Genomic DNA, 20456 nt, shown 5'->3' on the forward strand with positions numbered 1-20456 from the left:
CACATAAAAAATCAAAGTTCAGACAGCCCGTATGCAGCGTGAAGCATCCAAATCGGATGGACAGTGCGCACCCCAGAGGATTGCTCAATCTGCCAACGACAGGTTTCAGTATCACAGACAGCCAATGAAGGGTTTACGGCGTTAACCATCTCAAACAATGGTTTTCCCACGGCTTGGGCCACCTCGAACTTTTCTTTCTTTAATCCGTAAGTTCCGGCAATTCCACAGCAAGCCAGACCTGATTCCACAACACGCAGGCCAGGAATCACCTTCATCACGTCAACGGCAGGCAGGCCCATAGCCTGGTTTTTGAGTTGGCAGGGGGCATGGTAGGCAACTTCCATCTCAAGGCGAGTGGTTGGGGTTGGCAACTGATCGGCGTCGAGAAGATCACGGAGGAATTCGCTAAGTTCCATGGTACGCACAGATACGTCACGCAACTCCTCAGCGTCCACACCCATGATTTCGTGGGCTTCATGTTTGAGCATGCCTGCACAGGAACCCGAAGAAGAAACAATGGTGAGACCACTCCCAGCGTTACGCAATTGTTCGCAAAGAGCTAGAAGGCTTGCAGTTGCTTGACCGTAGAGACCGTTGGATTGAGCCGCCAAACCACAGCATCCTTGCTTGGGGACGATGACCTCATAACCCAAGTATTCGAGCACCTCAATGGCTCGTATCGAGGTTTGGACTTCGAAGTAGCCCCCTGCGCAACCATGAAAGAACACGAGGGGACCGCGGCTTCCAGGCGGTTCGAGAGTACGACCTGCAGGTTCACGTGTGGCCAACCATTTGCGCAGGCTCAGGGTAGTGGCCTGAGGCATGGGAGCGTCACGGTGGATACCGACAGTTTTTTCGACGGCGTAGCGCACGGCGCTGTTCGCAAGCGCCGCGTTAGCGATGGGAGCGATGGGGGTCATCACCTGCCCCATGAGGGTGGTATTGGTGATAATGCGGTCACGCATGGGGATACGGCCTTGTTGGTGACGCATCACAGCGCGGGTTTGATTATTGAGTTCAGCCACCTTCACACCTTGGGGGCACACGCGGGTGCATGTACCACATGAGGAGCAGTAGTCGATGGAATTATCTACGCTCAAACCGTGACGATAACGTTCAGCTTGGGGTCCTACATACTTTGGCCCAGGGAAAGCATCGGTAACTGCTGCAACGGGACACATTGTTTCGCAGATAGTGCATTTGATGCAGTTATCCAGACTGGCTCGCGCTAAGGAATGCCCTGCATGATCGATGGCCATACGGCCAGATTTCACGTCTCGCCCTCCAGGCGTATGCAGTGGAAGGTCCCAACGGCGGGCGAATTGGTCGATATCAAACATGGGTCTCATCTCCATTCACACCAATCGCCTCCAAAGCAGCCACCACTGAGCCTAAAGCGATACCGTCACCGCTCTTTTCACTCCATCTCATAGCCCCGGCAATCTTGCCGCCCACCACATGGACGTTACTTGCGAGCACCTGCCCTTTCGTTCCTAGCGGTCGCATGGCGTCATCCACAGCAATACCGCTAGCAAAGAGACGCTGGGGTTTACCCCAATAATCACGGTGCACAAGCTGTTTGTCATCATGGCAGACAGGTAGGCCGAGGACTGTGTCGGTGATGGTGGAGTAACTGTCGCATGCCAGGGCTCCAGATTCGAATCCTCCGGAAGCGTCAATGAGATGGTCACAGCCGATCGTCCGTTCACGTCCCGCCATATCAACGACCACCTCCTGAACGTGTTGTTTAACGCTGTGCCGACCCATTAACCATTGACACGCTTCTCCTTGGCGGTCGCGAACACCAACGACGCGAGCGCCACTGAGAATACGTACTCCCATCTCACGCATGATCGAAGTGCAGCGTTCTTCCCACCGTATGCCTGCAGGGTTGGGGGGAACGAGTGGAACTTCACCGACGTCAATTCCTAAACGCTCAGCGAGCCACTGCGCACCATCAGTGGTGTGAAGGCCAAGGATGGCAGGCAGCAAAAGAACATCCGCCGCGCTTACGTGCGGTTCAAGGGAGCGTGCAAGACGTTCGCGAGTTTGTTGATCGTCAAATGCTCGCGCTGCTTGGACAGAAGTAACGTCCCATTGTCCTTCACGAAGGTCTGCATCTACCGTGACGGCTCGAATGTCAAGGGTGCTGCCATCTGGCAGAAGAGTACGTGCAAGATTTCCTGCTACCAGGGTGGAGAAGAAATCCTTATGCCGGGCTAGTCCGGCTACTACGTAGCGCTTGCCTGCAGTAAGAATACTGGCACGCATTGATGGGGGGATGAGGAAGGTTGGTCGAATCGCGCCAACGGCGGTAGGAATGAGGTAGTTTGCCAGATCATCTCTCACTGTAGGCGTATCGCCGAGACTCATACGAGATATCACGTAATCGGGACCGAGCATGCGTTCCCATGCAGCCAATCCGGCACTGACGTGTTCACTTCCAATGACGCGATAGGGGTGCCCGTCCGGCAATTCCACATTCCGGGTATCTTCAGAAGATGCAATGAAAGCAAGGGGATGCTCAATCAAGCGACGTTCGCTGCGCTTGTCGAGAGGGGCCTTTCCCCCTGCTGGTCCTGCACTACCGCCAATTCTACCCATCACATCGATGGTTCCTTGAGAAAGGGTCAAGCCTCCCATTCCTGAGGTAACTATGGTGACACTCGCACCACTACGACGTGCCAGGTAGGCGGCGAGATAACCGCTGATTCCGGATCCGATGATTACAATGTCACTTCGCATGGCCGTCTCCCGTCTTTTCGACGCCGTGGGACTGAATATCTGCTCCAGCCTGTCCCTTGTTGTTATCGGCACGAGAATAAGAAACGGGCGTAGCAGCGTGCAGCGGCGACGGTGCTTGAGGGAGATCCTCAATATCGAGGGTCCCTTGGAGCATCCAAAAATCAAGAGCGGTTTCTCGCACTTGCTCACCCATCATGATGGGCCATAGGCCAATCCACCGGTGAGCGAGGAAGGTTCTCAGGAGTTCGCTGGCACTTCCTGCATCCATCCGTCCTTCGCACGAATGAACTCCAGCCACGCGTGCTGAGCAGAATCCGCCTTGACACGGGCCCATGCCAATGCGCAATTGACGGCGCAGATCGTCAAAAGACGCGTTGGGCTGTTGAGCCATGAGATGGGTCAGGTCGCGTCGGGTAACAAGTTCACATTCGCACAAGGTTTGAGTTCCCAGGCGTTCGTCTTCGTTTTTCTTCAGTCGGTGAGTAATGAGGTAGTTCTTATTGTCTTCACTGCCCGGAACAGCTTCACGATCAGTCGAGCATGCACGGTAAATTCCTATGTCTTCGCACACGGCATCAACGGTTTTCTTTGCCATGAGGCGGTAGGTGGTGAGTTTGCCTCCCGCAACGGTCACTATGCCAGCCACGTCATCCATAGCGCCGTGGTTAATCACGCTCATTCCACGGCTCATGTGGCGGGTATCGCTGCCTTCAACGGACATGTCACGAATGAGTGGACGTGCTCCTGCCCAAGCGTGAACAGCGCGGGCTTTTCGGAATCCTGGAACTAAGACTTCACCGGCGTCCATCATCTGTTGGACTTCGTGGGCTGGGATATCCAAGTGATCTGGATCATCTGCGCGTTCATCGGTGGTGCCGATAATGCACACGGTGTGGTCAGGGACCAGGATGTCTCCGTCGGCGGGGTAGATGCACCGGTTGATGACGTGGTTCACCAGTCGGTGATTCATGGCAATCATGATGCCGCGCCCTGAAACGATTTCGACGCTTCGTACACCTGCCATGCGGGCGATTTGCCCTGCCCATGCACCAGAGGCGTTGACAAGGAATGCGCAGTCAATAAGCACGTCTTGGCCACTCTTGAGACCGCGGGCTTTGACACCCACCACGCGTTGGCGGCCGTGATCCTCGCGGGTAATCACATCGACCACTTCGTGGTAAGTCTCGATTCGGGCTCCGTAAGCGCGGGCACTGCGGGCCGCCCCCCAAATCATGGTCCAGCCGTCTACTGATGCATCATCGACGGCGAAGGCTCGTTTAATGCGGGGGTTCAGGCGCGGTTCCATCGCTAAGGCAGCGCCGACACTTATTTCTTCAGCTCGCACGCCGGTTTCTGCGGCTGCTTTGAGAAATCCGTCAGAGTAAGCGGGATCGTCATCGGGGCCTACCACGAATAAGCCACCGGTACGTTCCACAGCGCTGGCGTGGATTTTGCCCACAACGATGTTTTCTTCTGCACATTCTCTGGCTGATTCAGGATCCGAGACCACGTAGCGTCCGCCCGAATGGAGCAGTCCGTGGAAGCGGCCGGAGGTTCCTTGGCCCAGGTCTGCGCGTTCGAGGAGAATGACGCTTAGTCCACGCATGGCCGCGTCACGAGCCACACCCACACCGGTAGCTCCTCCACCAACTACCACCACATCAGCGCTCCAGTGCTCCATGGAGTTCCTCCTCCTCTGCATGGGGGCGGGCATCGTTGTGTACTCAAACAATCTTGCCCACTGTGATGACGCAGTGTCTGAGTCCTGAGCGAACGTGCACCCGTAATGCCTTAGTTCGCACACGTGAACATCTTCTCGATGTTTATGCTGTTGAGACACGAAATCGTCTGATTAATGAGTCAATAGGTGTAGAACTCACGTGAGGAACCAGATGCTACCAATGGCGGTAGTAATGCAGGAAGGAGACGATAATGAGCGTGAAGCAGCCCATGGCGTCGCAAGAGAAACGCTATGTGTTGGCTATCGATCAGGGCACCACGTCATGCCGAGCTATTGTTTTTGACTGTGACGGCATGCCCGTCTCTATCGCTCAGAAAGAACACACCCAATTCTTCCCTCAAGCTGGCTGGGTTGAGCACGATGCGGCGGAAATCTGGCGCACGATTCGTGCTGTGGTGGCCTCTGCCTTGTCCCAAGCAGAAGTGAACTCTGGTCACCTCGCTGCTGTGGGCGTAACCAACCAGCGCGAGACGGTAGTAGCTTGGGATAAAACCACCGGCGAGCCACTATGTCCAGCAATCGTGTGGCAAGATACGCGTAGCCAAGAGATTTGCGATGAATTAGCTGCAGAATCTGACTTAGGAGTGGACCGATTCCGCGAGCGCACAGGGCTACCACTTGCCACCTATTTCTCCGGCCCGAAGATGCTGTGGATGATGCGCAATTACGATGCCGTCCGCCAAGCCGCACAAGACGGTCGTCTTCTCATAGGCACCACTGATTCATGGGTGACCTGGAATCTAACCGGTGGCGTTGAGAACGGTGTGCACATCACGGATGTCACCAATGCGTCGCGCACCATGCTAATGAATATCCACACCTGCCAATGGGATAACGACATTTGTGAACAAATGGGTATCACTCCCGACTGCCTGCCTAAAATCGTGCCGTCCAGCGGCGTAATCGGACATGGTCGCTCCCAGGGGCTGCTGGCCGGAGTCCCCATTGCTGGCGTAATAGGTGACCAGCAAGCCGCTACCTTCGGTCAGGGATGCTTTGAGGTGGGGCAAGCAAAGAATACCTACGGCACCGGTTGCTTTATGCTGATGAACACTGGTACTGAACCCGTCTCCTCTGCTCATGGCCTGCTCACCACAGTGGCTTACCAGATTGAGGGGGAAGATCCTGTTTATGCGCTCGAAGGCTCCGTGGCTGTAGCCGGCTCACTTGTGCAGTGGCTACGGGACAACCTCAAGATCATTTCCTCATCTTCTGAGGTCCAGGACTTGGCTCGTACGGTAGACGATAACGGCGGAGCCTATTGTGTTCCTGCTTTTTCCGGTCTGTTTGCCCCATACTGGCGCCCTGATGCGCGTGGGGCGATTGTGGGGCTAACGCGTTTTGTTAATGCCGGGCATATTGCTCGTGCTGTGGAAGAAGCAACAGCCCATCAAAGTTGCGACGTACTTACCGCTATGGAGGCGGATAGCGGGGTGAGATTAAGTGAACTCCATGTCGACGGCGGCATGACACATGATGCTTTACTCATGCAGATCCAAGCCGATTTAGCGGGGATTGATGTGGTGCGTCCTCAAGTTACTGAGACAACGGCGCTAGGTGCCGCGTACGCCGCAGGCATTGCTGTAGGTTTATGGAAAGGGCCTGAAGACGTCGTAGCCCATTGGAAAGAAGACGAACGCTTCTCTCCACAATGCACGGATGCGTGGCGCGAAAACGAACGCGCTCAATGGGCTAAGGCAGTTAATAAAACCTTGAATTGGGTCGACTAATTACTGTTCACACACGTAGTGTCATCATCGACCTCACACCCTTCGCCTAGGACTTTGGGCTGAGGGTATGACATGATTCCATTCGTCTAAACACACTGTCTGCTGTAAGGAACCGTCATGGTCATCAGCGCCTTGGTGGGACGCACTGTCGCATCCCTTCCTATGGAAACATTTACTCCCTCCACCACATCTGTGGGTGGCAACGTCACACTTACCGCTCTGGTGGGCGTGATTCCGCTCCTGTCTTTCTTCATCCTTCTTGGGGCGTTCAAGGTCAAGACACACTGGTGCGCGCTCATCTCACTGGCGCTCAGTATCGTACTTGCCATCGTGGCGTTCAATATGCCTGCTGTGATGACAGTCGCCAGTGCCTCACAGGGACTTGCCCTGGGCTTCGTGCCAATTATTTACATCATCATTGCGGCTGTCTGGCTCTACAATCTCACTGAGGTCTCTCACCGAAGCCAAGATCTGCGCAGTATCTTCAATGTGATCGGTAAGGGCGACATTCGCATCCAGGCCCTGCTGGTCTCCTTCTCTTTCTGCGCGCTACTTGAGGGGCTGGCCGGTTTCGGTGCTCCCGTAGCAATCAGTTCGGCCATGCTCATCACCTTGGGTGTACCCAAGATTCGTGCAGCACTTTTGGCTATCGTGGGTAACGCAATCTTCGTGGGCTTTGGTGCGATGAGTATTCCCATCACTACCGCAGGTAAGCTTGGTGGCGTAGCACCTACCTACGTCGCTACGGTCATGGGCCACCTGGCTAGCCTCATCACCTTATTTATTCCATTTGTGTTGCTATTCATCATGGACGGCTTCCGCGGCATCCGTCAGGTGTGGCCCCTTGCTCTGGTGGCAGGTGGAGCCGCAAGTATCGGCATGTTCGTCACCTCTATGCTGTCCTACGAGTTGACTGACGTGGCCGCCGCACTCCTCTCCTTCGCTGCTGCCTACGCCTTCCTGCAGGTGTGGACTCCCAAGACCGCTCCGGAGATGAATGCTGCAACGAATGACGCCGATTCTCGGTCGCTATCCCGCCAGCGCGTGGTTCTCGCACTGCTCCCCTACGTCCTGGTGGTTGTCATCATCGCCATCACCAAGTTGTGGACCATCGGCGTGGACCTGAAAGACGTACTCAAGGCCACCGATATCAAGATTCAATGGCCGGGCGTGTACGGTTCTTTGCTCACGGATTCTGGCAAGCCCTCGTCCGCTGCGATTTACTCCCTGTCTACCCTATCTAACCCAGGCACGTGGATTTTGGTGACCGGTTTGATTGTGACTGTGGTGTACGCGAAGTACTCCACGGATCATGACCGTGCACTCCCCCTCAACAAGGGCCTGGCGACATTGCCTACCACGATTTACAACCTTCGCTGGGCAATCGTCACTATCGGCGCTGTCATGGCTCTGGCCTATGTCATGAACTTCTCTGGTCAGACCACCTCCATCGGTGCAGCCCTCGCCCAGACCGGGGCAGCCTTCGCATTCCTTGCTCCAATCCTTGGTTGGACCGGCACGGCTGTAGCTGGTTCTGCAACCAGCGCAGGTGCCTTGTTCGCTAACCTCCAGGCTACTGCCGCCGCAGGCGCCGGCTTAAACCCGGGCGTTCTTCTTGCTGCCAACACTGTGGGCGGCGGCCTGGGCAAGATTGTCTCCCCGCAGAACCTGGCGATTGTTGCCACCTCAGTGGAGGCTGAGGGAAGCGAAGCAGAGATTCTGCGTAAGGCTGTCCCCTACTCCTTGGTACTACTCCTGGTGCTGTGTACCCTAGTGTTTGCGGCTTCCCAGGGATGGTTTGGCGCTTACATTCCTGCTCTCCCAGCGGAATAAGAAATCCATCATCACGGCTGACAATATCCATCAGCAAAAGAGAAGGGTGGGGCTGGTCATTACTGACCAGCCCCACCCTTATGTGTTCATGATTCAGTCGCGCGCACGACGGTAGCCGGCTTGTTCCGCCTCACTTGAGGTACGGAAACAGACTTCAGGATTCGTCCGCCAATAACTCCGGCTAGACGTAGTGTGATAGATGTACTCACCCTTGCGATTAACGTTTCCCTTGATGGGAGCATTACTCGGGCATGAACCTCCCGAGGGGTAAACCCGACCACTAGATGATGATGAGCCGGAACTTGACGAGGTGATAAGCACGCCCACACCATCGGCTCCGAGGTAATAGCCATCCTTCGAGGTGTTTGTTGCCATCTGCCCACCACTATAGAAGTAGTACCAAGACCCACTCAGGTTCTGCCATCCCGTTTGCATCTTCCCTGATGAGTTGAAGTAGTACCAGGATACATCCACTCTCTTCCAGCCAGTCTGCATCTGCCCAGAAGCATTGAAGTAATACCAATATCCATCAATGGCGTGCCAACCAGTAAACATCCAACCATCTGAATGGAAGTAGTACCAGTAGCCGTTATTTTGAATCCACCCAGTTTGCATTTGCCCTGAGGAGTTGAATTGATACCAGTAGCCATCAATGACGGTCCATCCTGTCTGCATGACGCCACCGGCACCAAAGTAATACCAATACCAACCATCACGCATCCAACCAGTATCTAAAGATCCACCAGGACCGAAGTGATACCAGGCCCCATCCAGAAATTGCCACCCAGTTGCCATTGCACCTGTCGGCAAAAGATAGAACCACGTACCTTGATCCGACACCCACCCTTTTGTCATCGCGTGCGTTGGTGCAAAGTAGTACCACGTACCATTGATTTTCTGCCATCCCGTGACTGCGAGATTATTGGTATCGAAGTAATACCACTGACCGTCAATGTACTGCCATGAACTGACCCGCTGACAGTTGTTATCGATATAGACGTAACCACCAGGCAACCAGGCTCCGACCTTGACACCGTTGTCGAAGTAGCACAGTTTCTGCTCATTCTCATCGTCATTCTTATGCCAACCGTTCAATGGCTCAGAAGGTTGAGAATCATCATTGATATTGCCTGTTTCCTCATTTGAGACACTCGGGTCACTGCCAGGCTCCGATGGTTGCTGGGAATCCGTCGGATCGTCATCATTCGTTGTCTGAACAACAGCGCCCCCGTCAACAACAACGGAATCCGAGATAATCCCCTTTTCAACAGCTCCGACAGCAGGAACAAGAGATATTGCCAGAGAGATAGTGGCTAGAGAAGCCACTAGACCTTTACCGAGACGAGACATTAAACGCTCCTTTGGGTGGTGGCGAGTATGTTTATTCTCACGAATAATCACAGTAATAGCAGAAAAGAATGACTATGTACCACTACTGATGAGGTAATAACCATCTACTCAGGAACTCTGCACCGTGACACCGTTGCTCTAGCAAGTAATACCAAGAGCAGCCGATCTTGTACCAGCCAACACGAAGGGGAATAACCCCACCAGCAAACTCTACGTAATACCCCGTACCGCGATCGTTGATCCCACCATTTCCAGCGAACGCCTTTCCCGAATCGCGACAGTAGTACCAACCACAAATAAAACGTCCATTCTCGAACAGTTGCGAGGAAATACCCCATCCCGTCGCCATAAACGGGGAGGAATCGACGAAGTACGAGTCAGTACCGACGACCTGCCAGCCAGCGAACATGATTCCATTGTCGGTGTATCACCAATGTCCTCCAAAGTTTAGCCAGCCATTACGAACCGCGCCAGACGTCGTCGAACGGATTGATCAATCCTGCAACTATCGAGCCACCATTACGGGAAATGCGCACTTTCCCATCAGCATGCCAGAGCCCGTAGGTCAAGCCGAAAAAGGGAAAGAACACGGCAATACGTTTTCACCGTTTGGAGAGATAGAACAGGCGCAATCATTACCTCCCTCCCCTCAAAAGCCGCTACTGAAAACGATTTCTCCCCGAACCCCTCCGAAAGGTCATCTCCACAGTAACGATAACAATTCATGTATTAATACAGTCTTACGTCACATCAGCGTCACCAAATGAGGAACAGTTCACACCAATACAGCCTCAAGAGAGAAGTAGTTTTTCCCTAATATTCCAAGGGTTTGTCGCAAAAGTAGTTCTAAACGAGAAAGCACATGCCTCCCATCGTTACTGTGGGTTTCACCAACAACGCCATGGAGGTCCGCATTGAAAATCGCACTATTCGCCACGTGCATTGGGGATTCCATGTTCCCCCAAGCCCCCGAGGCTACCGTCACTATTTTGGAACGCCTTGGTCATGAGGTTGTCTTCCCTGAAGGTCAGGTGTGCTGCGGCCAAATGCATGCCAACACTGGCTACTTCGATGACGCCGCATCCATTATCGAAAACCATGTCAACACTTTCGCTCCTGTTCTTGATGGCGAGTGGGATGCGATTGTAGTTCCTTCTGGTTCTTGCACTGGCGCAACCCGTCACGAACAAGCACTCGTCATGGAACATGTTGGCAAGCCTGAGATCGCCCGTAAGGCTGAGCAGATCGCCGCTCATACCTATGACCTCTCAGAATTACTTGTTGACGTTTTGGGTGTCACCGATGTGGGAGCCGCTTTCCCTCACCGCGTCACTTACCATTCGACTTGCCACTCTTTGCGCGTAGCCAAGTTGGGTGACAAGCCCTACCAGTTACTGCGCGCCGTTAAGGGCCTTGAACTCATTGATCTTCCCGATTCTGCCGTGTGCTGCGGTTTTGGTGGCACATTCGCTATGAAGAATGCTGATACATCATCAGCCATGCTGGCAGACAAAATGAGCAACATTATGTCAACCCGAGCTGAAGTGCTCTGTGCAGGCGATTACTCCTGCCTTATGCATATTGGCGGCGGTTTGTCTCGCTTAAACTCCGGTATTCGCATCATGCATATTGCCGAGATTCTTGCCTCCACCGAAGACGCTCCTTTCGAGGGCAACGTCTCCTTCGCTCCTGCAACTGAGGTGAACTGAATATGACCAGCACATTCCTCGGAATGCCCCACACTGGTGGCTGGATTACTGACGTACAACAGCCTGAAGATACGTTACGTTGGGGCCCTACCTTCCCCGAAGGCGCACGTAAAACCTTGGCTAATACCCAGATGCGACGCAACATCGGGTTTGCCACGCGCACTATCCGCTCCAAGCGTGGTCAGCGTGTTGATGAAATGCCTGACTGGGAGAAGTTGCGTGACGCGGCCAGCGCCATCAAACATGAGACGATGAGCAACCTGCCTGAGCTTCTTGTGGAGTTCGAAGCAAACGTCACTAAGCGTGGCGGCATCGTCCACTGGGCTCGTGACGCTGCTGAAGCCAACCGCATTGTGGCAGACATTATCCATTCCAAAGGCGTGGATGAAGTTGTCAAAATCAAGTCCATGGCCACCCAGGAAACTAATCTCAACGAGTTCCTCGCCGATGAGGGTATTTCCGCCTATGAGACTGACCTGGCTGAATTGATCGTCCAGTTATCTGAGGATATGCCCAGCCATATCGTGGTTCCGGCTATTCACCGAAACCGCTCTGAAGTGCGTGGCATCTTCATGGATCGCATGGGCGATGCGCCTGAGAACTTAACCGACGATCCGACAGATCTGACGGCCGCAGCTCGAAACCATCTGCGCAAGAAGTTCCTGTCAGCCAAGGTTGCTGTTTCTGGAACCAATATGGGTGTAGCAGAGACTGGTACTGTCTCTGTGTTCGAATCTGAAGGTAACGGCCGTATGTGCCTAACCCTCCCTGATACCTTGATTACCTTAATGGGTATTGAGAAATTGGTTCCTCGCTTCCAGGACATTGAAGTTTTCAGCCAGTTACTCCCCCGTAGCGCAACCGGCGAACGTATGAACCCCTACACCTCCATGTGGACGGGTGTTCGTGAGGGTGATGGCCCACAAGAGTTCCACCTCATTCTCATGGATAACGGTCGTACCAAGGTACTGTCCGATGAAATTGGCCGTCAGGCATTGCACTGTATTCGCTGCGGTGCATGTATGAACATTTGCCCGGTCTACCAGCATACTGGCGGTCACGCCTACGGCTCGATCTATCCTGGTCCGATTGGCGCTATCCTTACCCCCCAGCTCACTCAGGGATTAGATCATCACGATCCGAACTCCTCATTGCCATTCGCCTCTTCCTTGTGTGGAGCTTGCGGTGAGGCATGCCCCGTCAAGATCGACATTCCTACTGTTCTTATTCACATGCGTGCTCGCGCTATTGAGAATAAGGGAAACCGTATTCCGGACTTCTGGGATGTGGGTATGAAAGCTTCCGCCGTGCCGATGTCGAATTCCAAATTGTGGGAAGTTGCAAGTTTCGGCACTAAGGCCACACGTTTACTCGGCGGCAAAAAAGGCAAGATTGGTGCCCTTCCCTACCCCGCATCAATGTGGACAGGCGTTCGCGACTTGCCGGTAGCACCGAAAGAATCATTCCGACAGTGGTGGAAGCGCACCCATAAGGAGGAGAACTAATGGATGCTCGTGAAGCCATTCTGGCTCGTACCCGTGATGCTATTTCCCGCTCTCAGCGTGGCCCTGCACCGGCCGTTCCTCGCGATTACATTCGTGTAGGAAGCGATGCCCCCGGCAGCAAGCCTGTCGTTGATGACATGGTGGAAAAGCTCGTCGATTACGACGCAGTCGTCAAAGAAGCCGAAACTGACGAGTCAATCGCTGATGCTATCGACGAGTTGCTTGGTGATTCACGCACCGTAGTTGTCCCCGACGGGCTCCCCCAACAGTGGGTTGATGCTGCTCGCCGCGGCGGTCGTGAAATCCGTGTAGATTCCCTCAAGGCCCCCCTGAGCCATGAGGAACTCGACCACACTGATGCCGTGCTGACTTGCTCTCGCCTAGGCATCTCAATCTCTGGAACCATCGTTCTTGATGGCGAAAGCGATCAAGGACGCCGAGCCATCACCTTGGTCCCCGATCATCACGTATGCATTGTGGAACGCGAGTCGATTGTTCCCACGGTTCCTCAGGCTGTTGACGTGATGGGCCATAACCCACTGCGTCCTCTGACCTGGATTGCCGGTCCTTCAGCAACCGCAGATATCGAGTTGATCCGCGTTCAAGGCGTGCATGGCCCTCGCCATCTTGGCGTTGTGATCGCTCACTGATTACCTAGTCAACCGTGAGGGGGCTGCCTGCATTCGCAGGCAGCCCCCTCACGGTGTTCACACGTTTCGTCGCTACATATTCACTGTCGCTATATATTCACCGCAGTGGCGCACAAGGAATGTTGTTACCGGCTAAGTTCTTTCAAGCGTTCTTCGCAGGCTTTCTTTCCGAGTGGCCGGCAGCCTAAATCGAGCCAGCGGCGGATCTCGCCCGGTTCGTCCATGGCCAGGCGGATTCCTCGTACTAACAGCACATGGACGGGTTTGCGGTGCTCTTTCAGATCGCGTTGAAGGCGGAGCCACCAGGTGCGAATTCGTGGGCGACGCAAACACAGAGCATCAGCAAGAAGGCCTTCATCACGGCAACGCTGAACCAGATGGGCGGCAAAAATGCCTTCGGCCACCACGAGTTTGTGGCCGGTTGGGTCCACATCTTGCTCATCGATAGGAGCGTTATGGGGGATGGAATAGAGCGGAATGGTGATGCGCTTTCCTTGGCACAGGGAGCGAATTGCGTCCATCGCTCGGTCAGCGTCCCAGGAATCGGGGTGGTCCCAGTCAACGATGGAACTAGCTTGTTCGTTGGTCTGGGTTCCATCGCTATATCCGCCGGCTAAAAGAGGTAGCCCTGCTTCGTTGCCGTTGCGGTAAAAATCATCGAGCGGTAGGCGCAGTGCGCCAACTCGGCGAATCAGTGAGGATTTGCCGCACCCGGATGGCCCTGTCAGCAGGACCACCCGGGTGCGAGCGTGAGGCTGAACGTTCACTAGCCGCTTTGTGCTCAGACGCGCTTAACGATCGGGAAGGTGATGGTTTCGCGGATGCCCTGGCCGGTGAGGACCATGAGCAGGCGATCAATACCCATCCCCATGCCGCCACAGGGAGGGAAGCCCTGTTCCATGGCAACAAGGAAGTCTTCGTCGAGCACCATCGCTTCAGGATCCCCGTTAGCTGCGGCTAGCGCCTGAGCTTCGAAGCGCTGACGCTGAACCACAGGGTCAGCCAGTTCAGAGTAGGCAGTGGCGGTTTCGAAGCCGCGAATGTAGAGGTCCCACTTTTCAGTCAAGCCGGGCTTGGAACGGTGGTAGCGGGTGAGGGGCGAGGTGTCCTCGGGGAAGTCATAGACGAAGGTGGGTTCCCACAGGTCTTTACCTGCGGTTTCCTCAAAGATATCTTCGGCGATCTTGCCGGGGACAGCGTAGTCGTCAACGTCAATGTCGAGCTTTTCGGCGATCTTCACCAGGTGCTCGCGGGGAGTGTTCACGGTGATTTCTTCGCCAACTGCTTCGGAGATGGAGGTGTAGAGGTCGATCTTCTTCCATTCACCGGACAGGTCGTATTCTGTGCCATCGGCGAGGGTGACGATTTCGTTTCCTTCATCGAGGTTGAAGGCGTCACGGGCAGCCTGCTGGATGAGGTTGCGGGTGAGGTCAGCCATGCCGTTGTAGTCAGAGTATGCCTCGTAGGCTTCCAGGGCGGTGAACTCAGGTGAGTGGGAGGAGTCCACACCTTCGTTACGGAAGTTGCGGTTAATTTCAAAGACACGGTCCACGCCGCCAACCACTGCGCGCTTGAGGTAGATCTCGGTGGCGATACGCAGGTAGAGATCCATGTCGAAGGCGTTCATGTGGGTGATAAACGGGCGCGCTGCTGCGCCGCCGTGGATGACCTGGAGCATGGGGGTTTCGAGTTCCAGGTAGTCACGGTTGTAGAAGTTTTCGCGGATGGAGCGAACCACGGTGGCGCGGGTGCGGACCATGTCACGGGCTGCGGGGCGCATGATCAGGTCGAGTTCACGACGACCGTGCCTCTTCACTCAGGCTCACCTGTTCGCCCGCTTCGTTGGTCCAGGTCTTGGGAAGGGGACGCAGTGCTTTGGAGGCAATACGCCATGCGGGGATGAGAAGGTCATCGTCACCCGCTTCGGCAACGTCTACGCCCTCACGTAGTTCGGGGGCTGCAAAGACGGAGAGTTCACCACGACGGGAAGTGCCTACCTGGCCGTGGACGAAGAGGTGGTCACCGAGGTCCACGTCGGTTTTGAATGCGGCCAGTGAGCTATGGCCTTCGGCGGGCAGGGCCTTGGCGCTGAGCATGGCCTGGAGGGTGGTACCTGCGCCGTCCTGGAGGGTAACGAAGCAGAGTTTGCCGGTATTGCGCAGGAAGATGACGCGGCCTGCTACACCGACGATACTTCCGTCACCTTCGGCCATTTCGCCGGCTTCGAGGTGGCCGAAGTTTTCACGGACTTCAGCAATGGTGGAGGTGATGGGGAGGGATACGGGGTAGGGTTCCCAGCCTTCTTCGCGGAGGCGCTCACGTTTGGAGGCGCGGACCTGGAACTGCTCGCCTGCAGTGGATTCTGACTGGGTGGGGTTCGCTGAATCGTTCACGTGATAATCCTATCTGGGCTCAAGCTTGGCGTGCTTGAGTGAATGTGATGCCACTGGAGTGGAGGTCATCACCGTGAGAGCCACTGGTGGTGGTCTCATCGGTTGCTTGGTGGTGAGGCTGTGATGAGGCTGCGGAGGGTACCTGTCCTGGTTCTACGCCGAGGTCCACGATTTGGTTGTGTTCGTTGACGAATACGACGTGGGGATCGTAGGTGCGGGCTACGTCGTCGCTCAGTGTGCTGTAGGCAATGAGGATGACGATGTCTCCGGGCTGGACGAGGTGTGCGGCGGCGCCGTTGATGCAGATTTCTCCGCTTCCTGGTTCACCGGGGATGACGTAGGTGCTCAGGCGATTGCCGTTGGTGCAGTCACAGATGTCGACTCGTTCACCGGGGAGAATGTCTGCGGCTTCGAGGAGTGTCTGGTCAACGGTAATGGACCCCACGTAATCCAGGCGCGCTTGTGTCACGGTGGCGCGGTGGATTTTGGAGGTCATCATGGTGCGAAGTCGCACGGAACTCTGCTCACTCATCGTGCGTAAGCCTAGGCTTGTTACTGTCTTAGGCCAACTTCATGAGGCGATTATCAATGAGACGTGTAGCACCCACGCGGGCAGCGACGGCAACGAGTGCGTACTCGGGGCGCTGGAAGCCTTCTGGTTGTGGGAGTGCCAGTGCGGCGTCGGACAGTTCGATAAAAGTGTCAGGGTCCACGATGGCGACATAATCCACATCGACGCCGGGTGCCTGGGTCAGGTAGTCCAGTGCGGTTTGGCGGATGGCTGAGGGGGTCTGTCCTGCGCGGGCGGCTTCCTCAGCAATGGTCAGGCTCTGAGACAGTGCGAGTGCCTGGGTGCGTTCTTCGTCTGAGAGATAGGCGTTGCGCGAGGAGAGGGCCAGGCCATCGTCATCACGACGAATATCGACGGGGCAAATGGTGGTGGGCACATGCAGATCACGCACCATGGCGGAGACGATTGCTAGTTGCTGAGCGTCCTTGCGGCCAAAGAATGAGTAGGTGGGCTGAATGAGGTTCATCAGGCTAAGAACCACCTGGCACACGCCGCCGAAGTGGGTGGGGCGGGTGGCGCCTTCGAGAACGGTGGCCATGGGGCCGGGGTTTACGGTGATCTGGGGTTCTCCGTGGGGGTAGATCACCTCAGGGGTGGGGGCGAACACGACGAGTGCGCCCACGCGGAGTTCTCCGCTTTCGGTGGTCAGCGTCTGGGTGAGCAGATCAACATCACCCTCGAGGTCTCGGGGGTAGGCATCGAGGTCCTCATTGGGGGCGAACTGAAGGGGGTTGACGAAGATGGTGACAACAACGGTTCCTTCGGTACCGGCTTTGTCTGCTGCGGCTCGAACCAGGTCAGCGTGCCCTTGGTGGAGTGCACCCATCGTCATCACAACGCTGCGCTCGCCGGGGGCCTTGTCCAGGGTGGCGTGGAGTTCAGGAATGCTGCGGGCGAGGGTCACGGTGGAGGTGTGCTGATCACTCATGTCTCCACGGTAGTCCTCTTGGTGCCACCCGTGCTGATTGCTCGGGTGTCAAAAACCTCACCGTTACTCGGGTTCCGGAGGGTTGTCCACCTCAAGGTGGTGGTTGGTTTGCAACTCGTGGAGGATCTGCTCGTAGGTCTGTGCGCTGATGGCTCCGCGTTCCACACATTGTTGTGCAGTCAGCAGCCCCATGGCTCGGTAGGCACGCAGAACGTCATCGAGAGAGGCATCGTCAGTGGTTTCTGCCGCGAGCGCTTGGCAGTGTGCACGAACGGTACCTACGTCTCCCCGGCTGATGGGGCCGGTAAGTGCCGCTTGTCCTTCATGGAGAGCCCTGTCGAGGGCTGCGTGAAGGAGGGGGGCGAGCATCGTTCCTGGTTCGTCCACGCCTGCCAATGCGAGGGCTTTCATAGCGCCAGAAACCAACGTAACCATGTGATTGGCTCCATGACTGAGGGCTGCATGGTAGAGGGGGCGCTTATCATCGTCGATGACGTAGGGTTCGCCGCCCAGTTCCACGGCAAGTGCCTGGGCGATGGGGAGCATGGGGCCTTGTCCAGCAACAGCCATAGGGCAACCTACGAGTCGCGGGATATCCATCGATGTTCCGGAGAAGGTCATTGCGGGGTGCAGGGCCAGGGTGATTGCTCCGGCTCGGGCTGCGGGCGCAAGCACATCGAGGCCGTAACGTCCTGACGTATGGAGAACAACCTGTCCCATTTGCCAAGCGCCCACTTGTTCTAGGCCACTCATCAATGAAGGCAGTTGATCATCGGGGATGGCTAGGATGACCAGTTCACTGCGACGGATGATTTCTTGGGGCTCCAGGATGGGCACGCCGGGTAGCATGGAGTCTGCTCGTTCTTTTGATGCTTCACTCACGGCGTGCACACCAATAATGTGATGGCCTACTGAACGCAATGCGCTTGCCAGGACGGTTCCGACTCGTCCAGCACTAATCACGCCAACGCCCATTCGGGCGGGCTGATTGTTCATGATTGTCCTTCCACACGCGCTAGCCATTGCTCAGGTGGTTCAGTTTTTCGTCGTTGCACTGCACGCTGGGCTTGATCGTGAGCGAGATTTGCCGCTTGCGGTGCATGAAGAGCATAGATGCTCGGAGTCATGAATGAGTGCGGAATGTCGAGATGAACCGTTGCCAATTTCAGAAGTTGCTGTAACGGGTTTTGAGTGACGCGGAGTGATTGGCTGCGTTCGTGGTTCATCACGATGAGTTTGCGCTTAAAGAATCCGGTGCGAATCATCATGACAGAGTCAGTGACCGCGGCAGCGATACGGGGTTGTTCAAGTGGGTGGAGCCACCGTGCTCGCGTGGGGGTGGTGATGAGCCCTTGGCTTGGTCCGGTTCCCGTCATCATGGTGTTGAGAAGGGTGTCCGGATCGTTGGTTCCGAGTTCGGGAATCACCAGCCAGAGTGCGCGCCAGGCCTCATCGCGGTTTCCTACGGGAAGAAGAACATTCTCTGAGAGAGAGTCTTCTTTGTCGCCTTCGTATCCAGCCACGCACATGGTCACGCGCCACCAGTCTTTTGTGCGCCAGAACAAGGACTGTTTCATTTCCACGGCAATGACGCGGCGCGGAGGAATGGTCTGCCACTTGGTTTCGAAGAGTCCGTGGTTGAGACGGATGCCATCGATGCTGGCGTGTGCGGTGAAGTTGAAGTCTCCAACGATTCGCTTCCATACGATGGAGACAATGATGAGGAGGGAGGGAGCAGCGCCAACGAAGAATGTGCTGGCAATTGTCCAGCGCGTGGAAGGGCTCTTTTCCGCGGCTGGTCCCACTCCGAGCATGACTCCCGCAACGAAGAGCAAGGCGGCAATGATGATGAACAAGCTGATTACTACAGTGCTACTTCGCAGGGTCGCACCGATGAGAGTTTGGGGTTTGACCGAATAGAGGCGGGTGCCTTGTTCGGTATCAATAAAGTCGCTGTAATCGAGTTCGCCAGTGTCTGTTGTCAGTGCGCGTTGCTCAACTCCGTGATCTACGCCGGCACTATCAATGCCCAGTGCGCCATGAAGAGCCTGCGGCACATCGTCGTGTTCATCTGCTCCCCCACGGTGCTCGTCAGGAAGAAGGACAGACGCGTGCGCACCGTTTAGGGAGTCCGAGTTCTTCGCATGATTGAGGGCTCGTTGGCGACCTGAGGCTTTGAGAAGGATTTCCGCGCGAACTGCAGCCAGATCCTGTTCACTGAGGTACTGAATGATGAGGTTGGAGTCGCTGCCACCAGCAGTTTCGACTCGAAGGCGTCCGATGCCGAGGAACCGTGCAATGAGGGGACGCGTGATATCAACGGCTTGGATGCGGGTGTAGCGGGCACTGCGGTGGGTGCGCATAAGGATGCCGGAGCGGACACTCACGGTCTCTTCGCCCAGTTCGTAGCTCATGAACTTCCATGCAAGGAAGGAGTAGGCAACTAAAACCAGCATGACGATGGCAAGCGTCCCGAGGAAGATACCAATGACTCCCGCAAATCCCCAACGACTCGTGGCTGCTTGGCTGACCTCGGCCAGGGCGGAGCCACTGTTGATGAGGAGTACACCGAAGAGAGCAGTCAGTGATTTCCAACTACTCAAGATGGGAGTCCAGCGAGATAGACGGCGCAGTTCTGGTTCTTGTTGCACCTCACCGTGATAACTGGTGTGCTCAACCATTACAGACCAGCCAATCGTGCTTCACCGAGTGCTGAGAGTTGTTCTCGCAGTTGCGCGGCTTCTTCTTTAGGAAGCCCATGGATCGTGGCATCAGTTGAAGCACTTGCCGTATGAAGAGTGACAGTGGCAATTCCATAGTGGCGGGCGATGGGTCCTTCGTTAACGTCCACGTATTGCATACGTCCATAAGGAACAACAGTGACGGACCGGAACATGACGCCTTTTCGCCATAGAAGATCCTCACTGGTTCTTGCGTATCCCATAGCCCGAACCTGTCGTGGAATCAGCCATCCAAGCCATACCCCGATGAGTACAGACACTGCTGTTCCTGCATACAGCCACGGCACGGAAAAGAGGTGGGCGAAAAATCCGAAGGCAATTGCGATGGGAAGGATGGTGAGTGCCGTGGCGATGAGGCGGACCTTGATGAGGGCAGGGCTCACAGGATTAAACGTCACGCCGAGAGGATTGAACGGATCTCCAATCATGGATTCTTCACTCATACTGCCACTCCTCACCTCGGGTGATATCTATTAAGAATTCAGTTGTTCCACAGTAACAAAGGGAAAAAGTGTGTCGTTAGATTTTGTTCTCATCCTTGAGAATGAATTTTGTTGTTC

The 20456-nt window shown here is 55.4% G+C and carries 15 protein-coding genes and 2 pseudogenes; 5 read left to right on the forward strand and 12 right to left on the reverse strand.

The features are described 5' to 3' along the window. Positions 1-11: 11 nt before the first annotated feature. From A9753_RS06665 to glpA, 3 genes are all read right to left on the reverse strand, one after another. Entirely contained in the window at positions 12-1259 is a 1248-nt protein-coding gene (locus A9753_RS06665; RefSeq protein WP_067782391.1) for an anaerobic glycerol-3-phosphate dehydrogenase subunit C, read from the reverse strand. A gap of 73 nt (positions 1260-1332) precedes the next feature. Continuing rightward, positions 1333-2745, reverse strand: coding sequence for a glycerol-3-phosphate dehydrogenase subunit GlpB (glpB, locus tag A9753_RS06670; protein WP_067782124.1), 1413 nt, complete (start codon positions 2743-2745; stop codon positions 1333-1335). Next, on the reverse strand, positions 2735-4426 hold the full coding sequence (glpA, locus tag A9753_RS06675; RefSeq protein WP_067782126.1) for an anaerobic glycerol-3-phosphate dehydrogenase subunit GlpA: 1692 nt from the start codon (positions 4424-4426) through the stop codon (positions 2735-2737). Before glpA ends, glpB begins: the two co-directional genes overlap by 11 nt. A 251-nt stretch (positions 4427-4677) precedes the next feature. On the opposite strand from glpA, the gene glpK reads away from it, so the two are divergent. After that, complete coding sequence (glpK, locus tag A9753_RS06680; protein WP_083090378.1) at positions 4678-6216, forward strand: glycerol kinase GlpK; 1539 nt, start codon at positions 4678-4680, stop codon at positions 6214-6216. Between the two features lie 117 nt (positions 6217-6333). After that, positions 6334-8049, forward strand: a complete 1716-nt coding sequence (locus A9753_RS06685) for an L-lactate permease (RefSeq protein ID WP_067782129.1) — start codon at positions 6334-6336, stop codon at positions 8047-8049. 93 nt (positions 8050-8142) lie between these two features. On the opposite strand, the gene A9753_RS06690 is transcribed toward A9753_RS06685, so the two are convergent. Both A9753_RS06690 and A9753_RS06695 read right to left on the reverse strand, forming a co-directional pair. Further along, positions 8143-9399, reverse strand: coding sequence for a sunset domain-containing protein (locus tag A9753_RS06690; RefSeq protein WP_067782132.1), 1257 nt, complete (start codon positions 9397-9399; stop codon positions 8143-8145). Between the two features lie 82 nt (positions 9400-9481). After that, positions 9482-9808 carry a hypothetical protein gene (locus A9753_RS06695; protein WP_067782135.1) on the reverse strand — a complete coding sequence of 109 codons (327 nt, stop codon included), beginning with the start codon at positions 9806-9808 and terminating at the stop codon, positions 9482-9484. Positions 9809-10313: 505 nt separating this feature from the next. On the opposite strand from A9753_RS06695, the gene A9753_RS06700 reads away from it, so the two are divergent. The 3 genes and pseudogenes from A9753_RS06700 (at position 10314) to A9753_RS06710 (ending at position 13263) form a co-directional block, all read left to right on the forward strand. Further along, complete coding sequence (locus A9753_RS06700) at positions 10314-11108, forward strand: (Fe-S)-binding protein (RefSeq protein WP_067782137.1); 795 nt, start codon at positions 10314-10316, stop codon at positions 11106-11108. A 2-nt stretch (positions 11109-11110) separates the two neighbouring features. Beyond that, a pseudogene (locus tag A9753_RS06705) lies at positions 11111-12610 on the forward strand (LutB/LldF family L-lactate oxidation iron-sulfur protein); the annotation flags it as partial. Positions 12611-12612: 2 nt separating this feature from the next. Continuing rightward, entirely contained in the window at positions 12613-13263 is a 651-nt protein-coding gene (locus A9753_RS06710; protein ID WP_067782139.1) for a LutC/YkgG family protein, read from the forward strand. Between the two features lie 125 nt (positions 13264-13388). On the opposite strand, the gene A9753_RS06715 is transcribed toward A9753_RS06710, so the two are convergent. The 7 genes and pseudogenes from A9753_RS06715 to A9753_RS06745 form a co-directional block, all read right to left on the reverse strand. After that, positions 13389-14030 carry a uridine kinase family protein gene (locus tag A9753_RS06715; protein ID WP_089024744.1) on the reverse strand — a complete coding sequence of 214 codons (642 nt, stop codon included), beginning with the start codon at positions 14028-14030 and terminating at the stop codon, positions 13389-13391. A gap of 14 nt (positions 14031-14044) precedes the next feature. Further along, positions 14045-15656: pseudogene (locus A9753_RS06720) on the reverse strand (lysine--tRNA ligase). Positions 15657-15675: 19 nt separating this feature from the next. Continuing rightward, positions 15676-16188 (reverse strand): aspartate 1-decarboxylase, encoded by a 513-nt coding sequence (panD, locus tag A9753_RS06725; RefSeq protein WP_245637392.1) that lies wholly within the window; start codon positions 16186-16188, stop codon positions 15676-15678. Between the two features lie 28 nt (positions 16189-16216). Beyond that, complete coding sequence (panC, locus tag A9753_RS06730; RefSeq protein ID WP_067782144.1) at positions 16217-17155, reverse strand: pantoate--beta-alanine ligase; 939 nt, start codon at positions 17153-17155, stop codon at positions 16217-16219. A 63-nt stretch (positions 17156-17218) separates the two neighbouring features. Next, positions 17219-18151 carry a Rossmann-like and DUF2520 domain-containing protein gene (locus A9753_RS06735; protein ID WP_067782147.1) on the reverse strand — a complete coding sequence of 311 codons (933 nt, stop codon included), beginning with the start codon at positions 18149-18151 and terminating at the stop codon, positions 17219-17221. Continuing rightward, positions 18148-19836 carry a PH domain-containing protein gene (locus A9753_RS06740; RefSeq protein ID WP_067782149.1) on the reverse strand — a complete coding sequence of 563 codons (1689 nt, stop codon included), beginning with the start codon at positions 19834-19836 and terminating at the stop codon, positions 18148-18150. The genes A9753_RS06735 and A9753_RS06740 overlap by 4 nt, the downstream gene beginning before the upstream one ends. Further along, on the reverse strand, positions 19836-20339 hold the full coding sequence (locus tag A9753_RS06745; protein ID WP_067782163.1) for a PH domain-containing protein: 504 nt from the start codon (positions 20337-20339) through the stop codon (positions 19836-19838). The genes A9753_RS06740 and A9753_RS06745 overlap by 1 nt, the downstream gene beginning before the upstream one ends. Between the last annotated feature and the right edge of the window lie 117 nt (positions 20340-20456).

The sequence above is a fragment of the Actinomyces vulturis genome (assembly GCF_001687305.1).
Lineage (GTDB): Bacteria > Actinomycetota > Actinomycetes > Actinomycetales > Actinomycetaceae > Actinomyces > Actinomyces vulturis.

Coding starts and splice junctions, on each gene's coding strand:
- A9753_RS06665 (WP_067782391.1), bottom strand. CDS start 1,259: ATGGCCATCGATCATGCAGGGCATTCCTTAGCGCGAGCCAGTCTGGAT.
- glpB (WP_067782124.1), bottom strand. CDS start 2,745: ATGCGAAGTGACATTGTAATCATCGGATCCGGAATCAGCGGTTATCTC.
- glpA (WP_067782126.1), bottom strand. CDS start 4,426: ATGGAGCACTGGAGCGCTGATGTGGTGGTAGTTGGTGGAGGAGCTACC.
- glpK (WP_083090378.1), top strand. CDS start 4,678: ATGAGCGTGAAGCAGCCCATGGCGTCGCAAGAGAAACGCTATGTGTTG.
- A9753_RS06685 (WP_067782129.1), top strand. CDS start 6,334: ATGGTCATCAGCGCCTTGGTGGGACGCACTGTCGCATCCCTTCCTATG.
- A9753_RS06690 (WP_067782132.1), bottom strand. CDS start 9,399: ATGTCTCGTCTCGGTAAAGGTCTAGTGGCTTCTCTAGCCACTATCTCT.
- A9753_RS06695 (WP_067782135.1), bottom strand. CDS start 9,808: ATGTTCGCTGGCTGGCAGGTCGTCGGTACTGACTCGTACTTCGTCGAT.
- A9753_RS06710 (WP_067782139.1), top strand. CDS start 12,613: ATGGATGCTCGTGAAGCCATTCTGGCTCGTACCCGTGATGCTATTTCC.
- panD (WP_245637392.1), bottom strand. CDS start 16,188: ATGAGTGAGCAGAGTTCCGTGCGACTTCGCACCATGATGACCTCCAAA.
- panC (WP_067782144.1), bottom strand. CDS start 17,155: ATGAGTGATCAGCACACCTCCACCGTGACCCTCGCCCGCAGCATTCCT.
- A9753_RS06735 (WP_067782147.1), bottom strand. CDS start 18,151: ATGAACAATCAGCCCGCCCGAATGGGCGTTGGCGTGATTAGTGCTGGA.
- A9753_RS06740 (WP_067782149.1), bottom strand. CDS start 19,836: ATGGTTGAGCACACCAGTTATCACGGTGAGGTGCAACAAGAACCAGAA.
- A9753_RS06745 (WP_067782163.1), bottom strand. CDS start 20,339: ATGAGTGAAGAATCCATGATTGGAGATCCGTTCAATCCTCTCGGCGTG.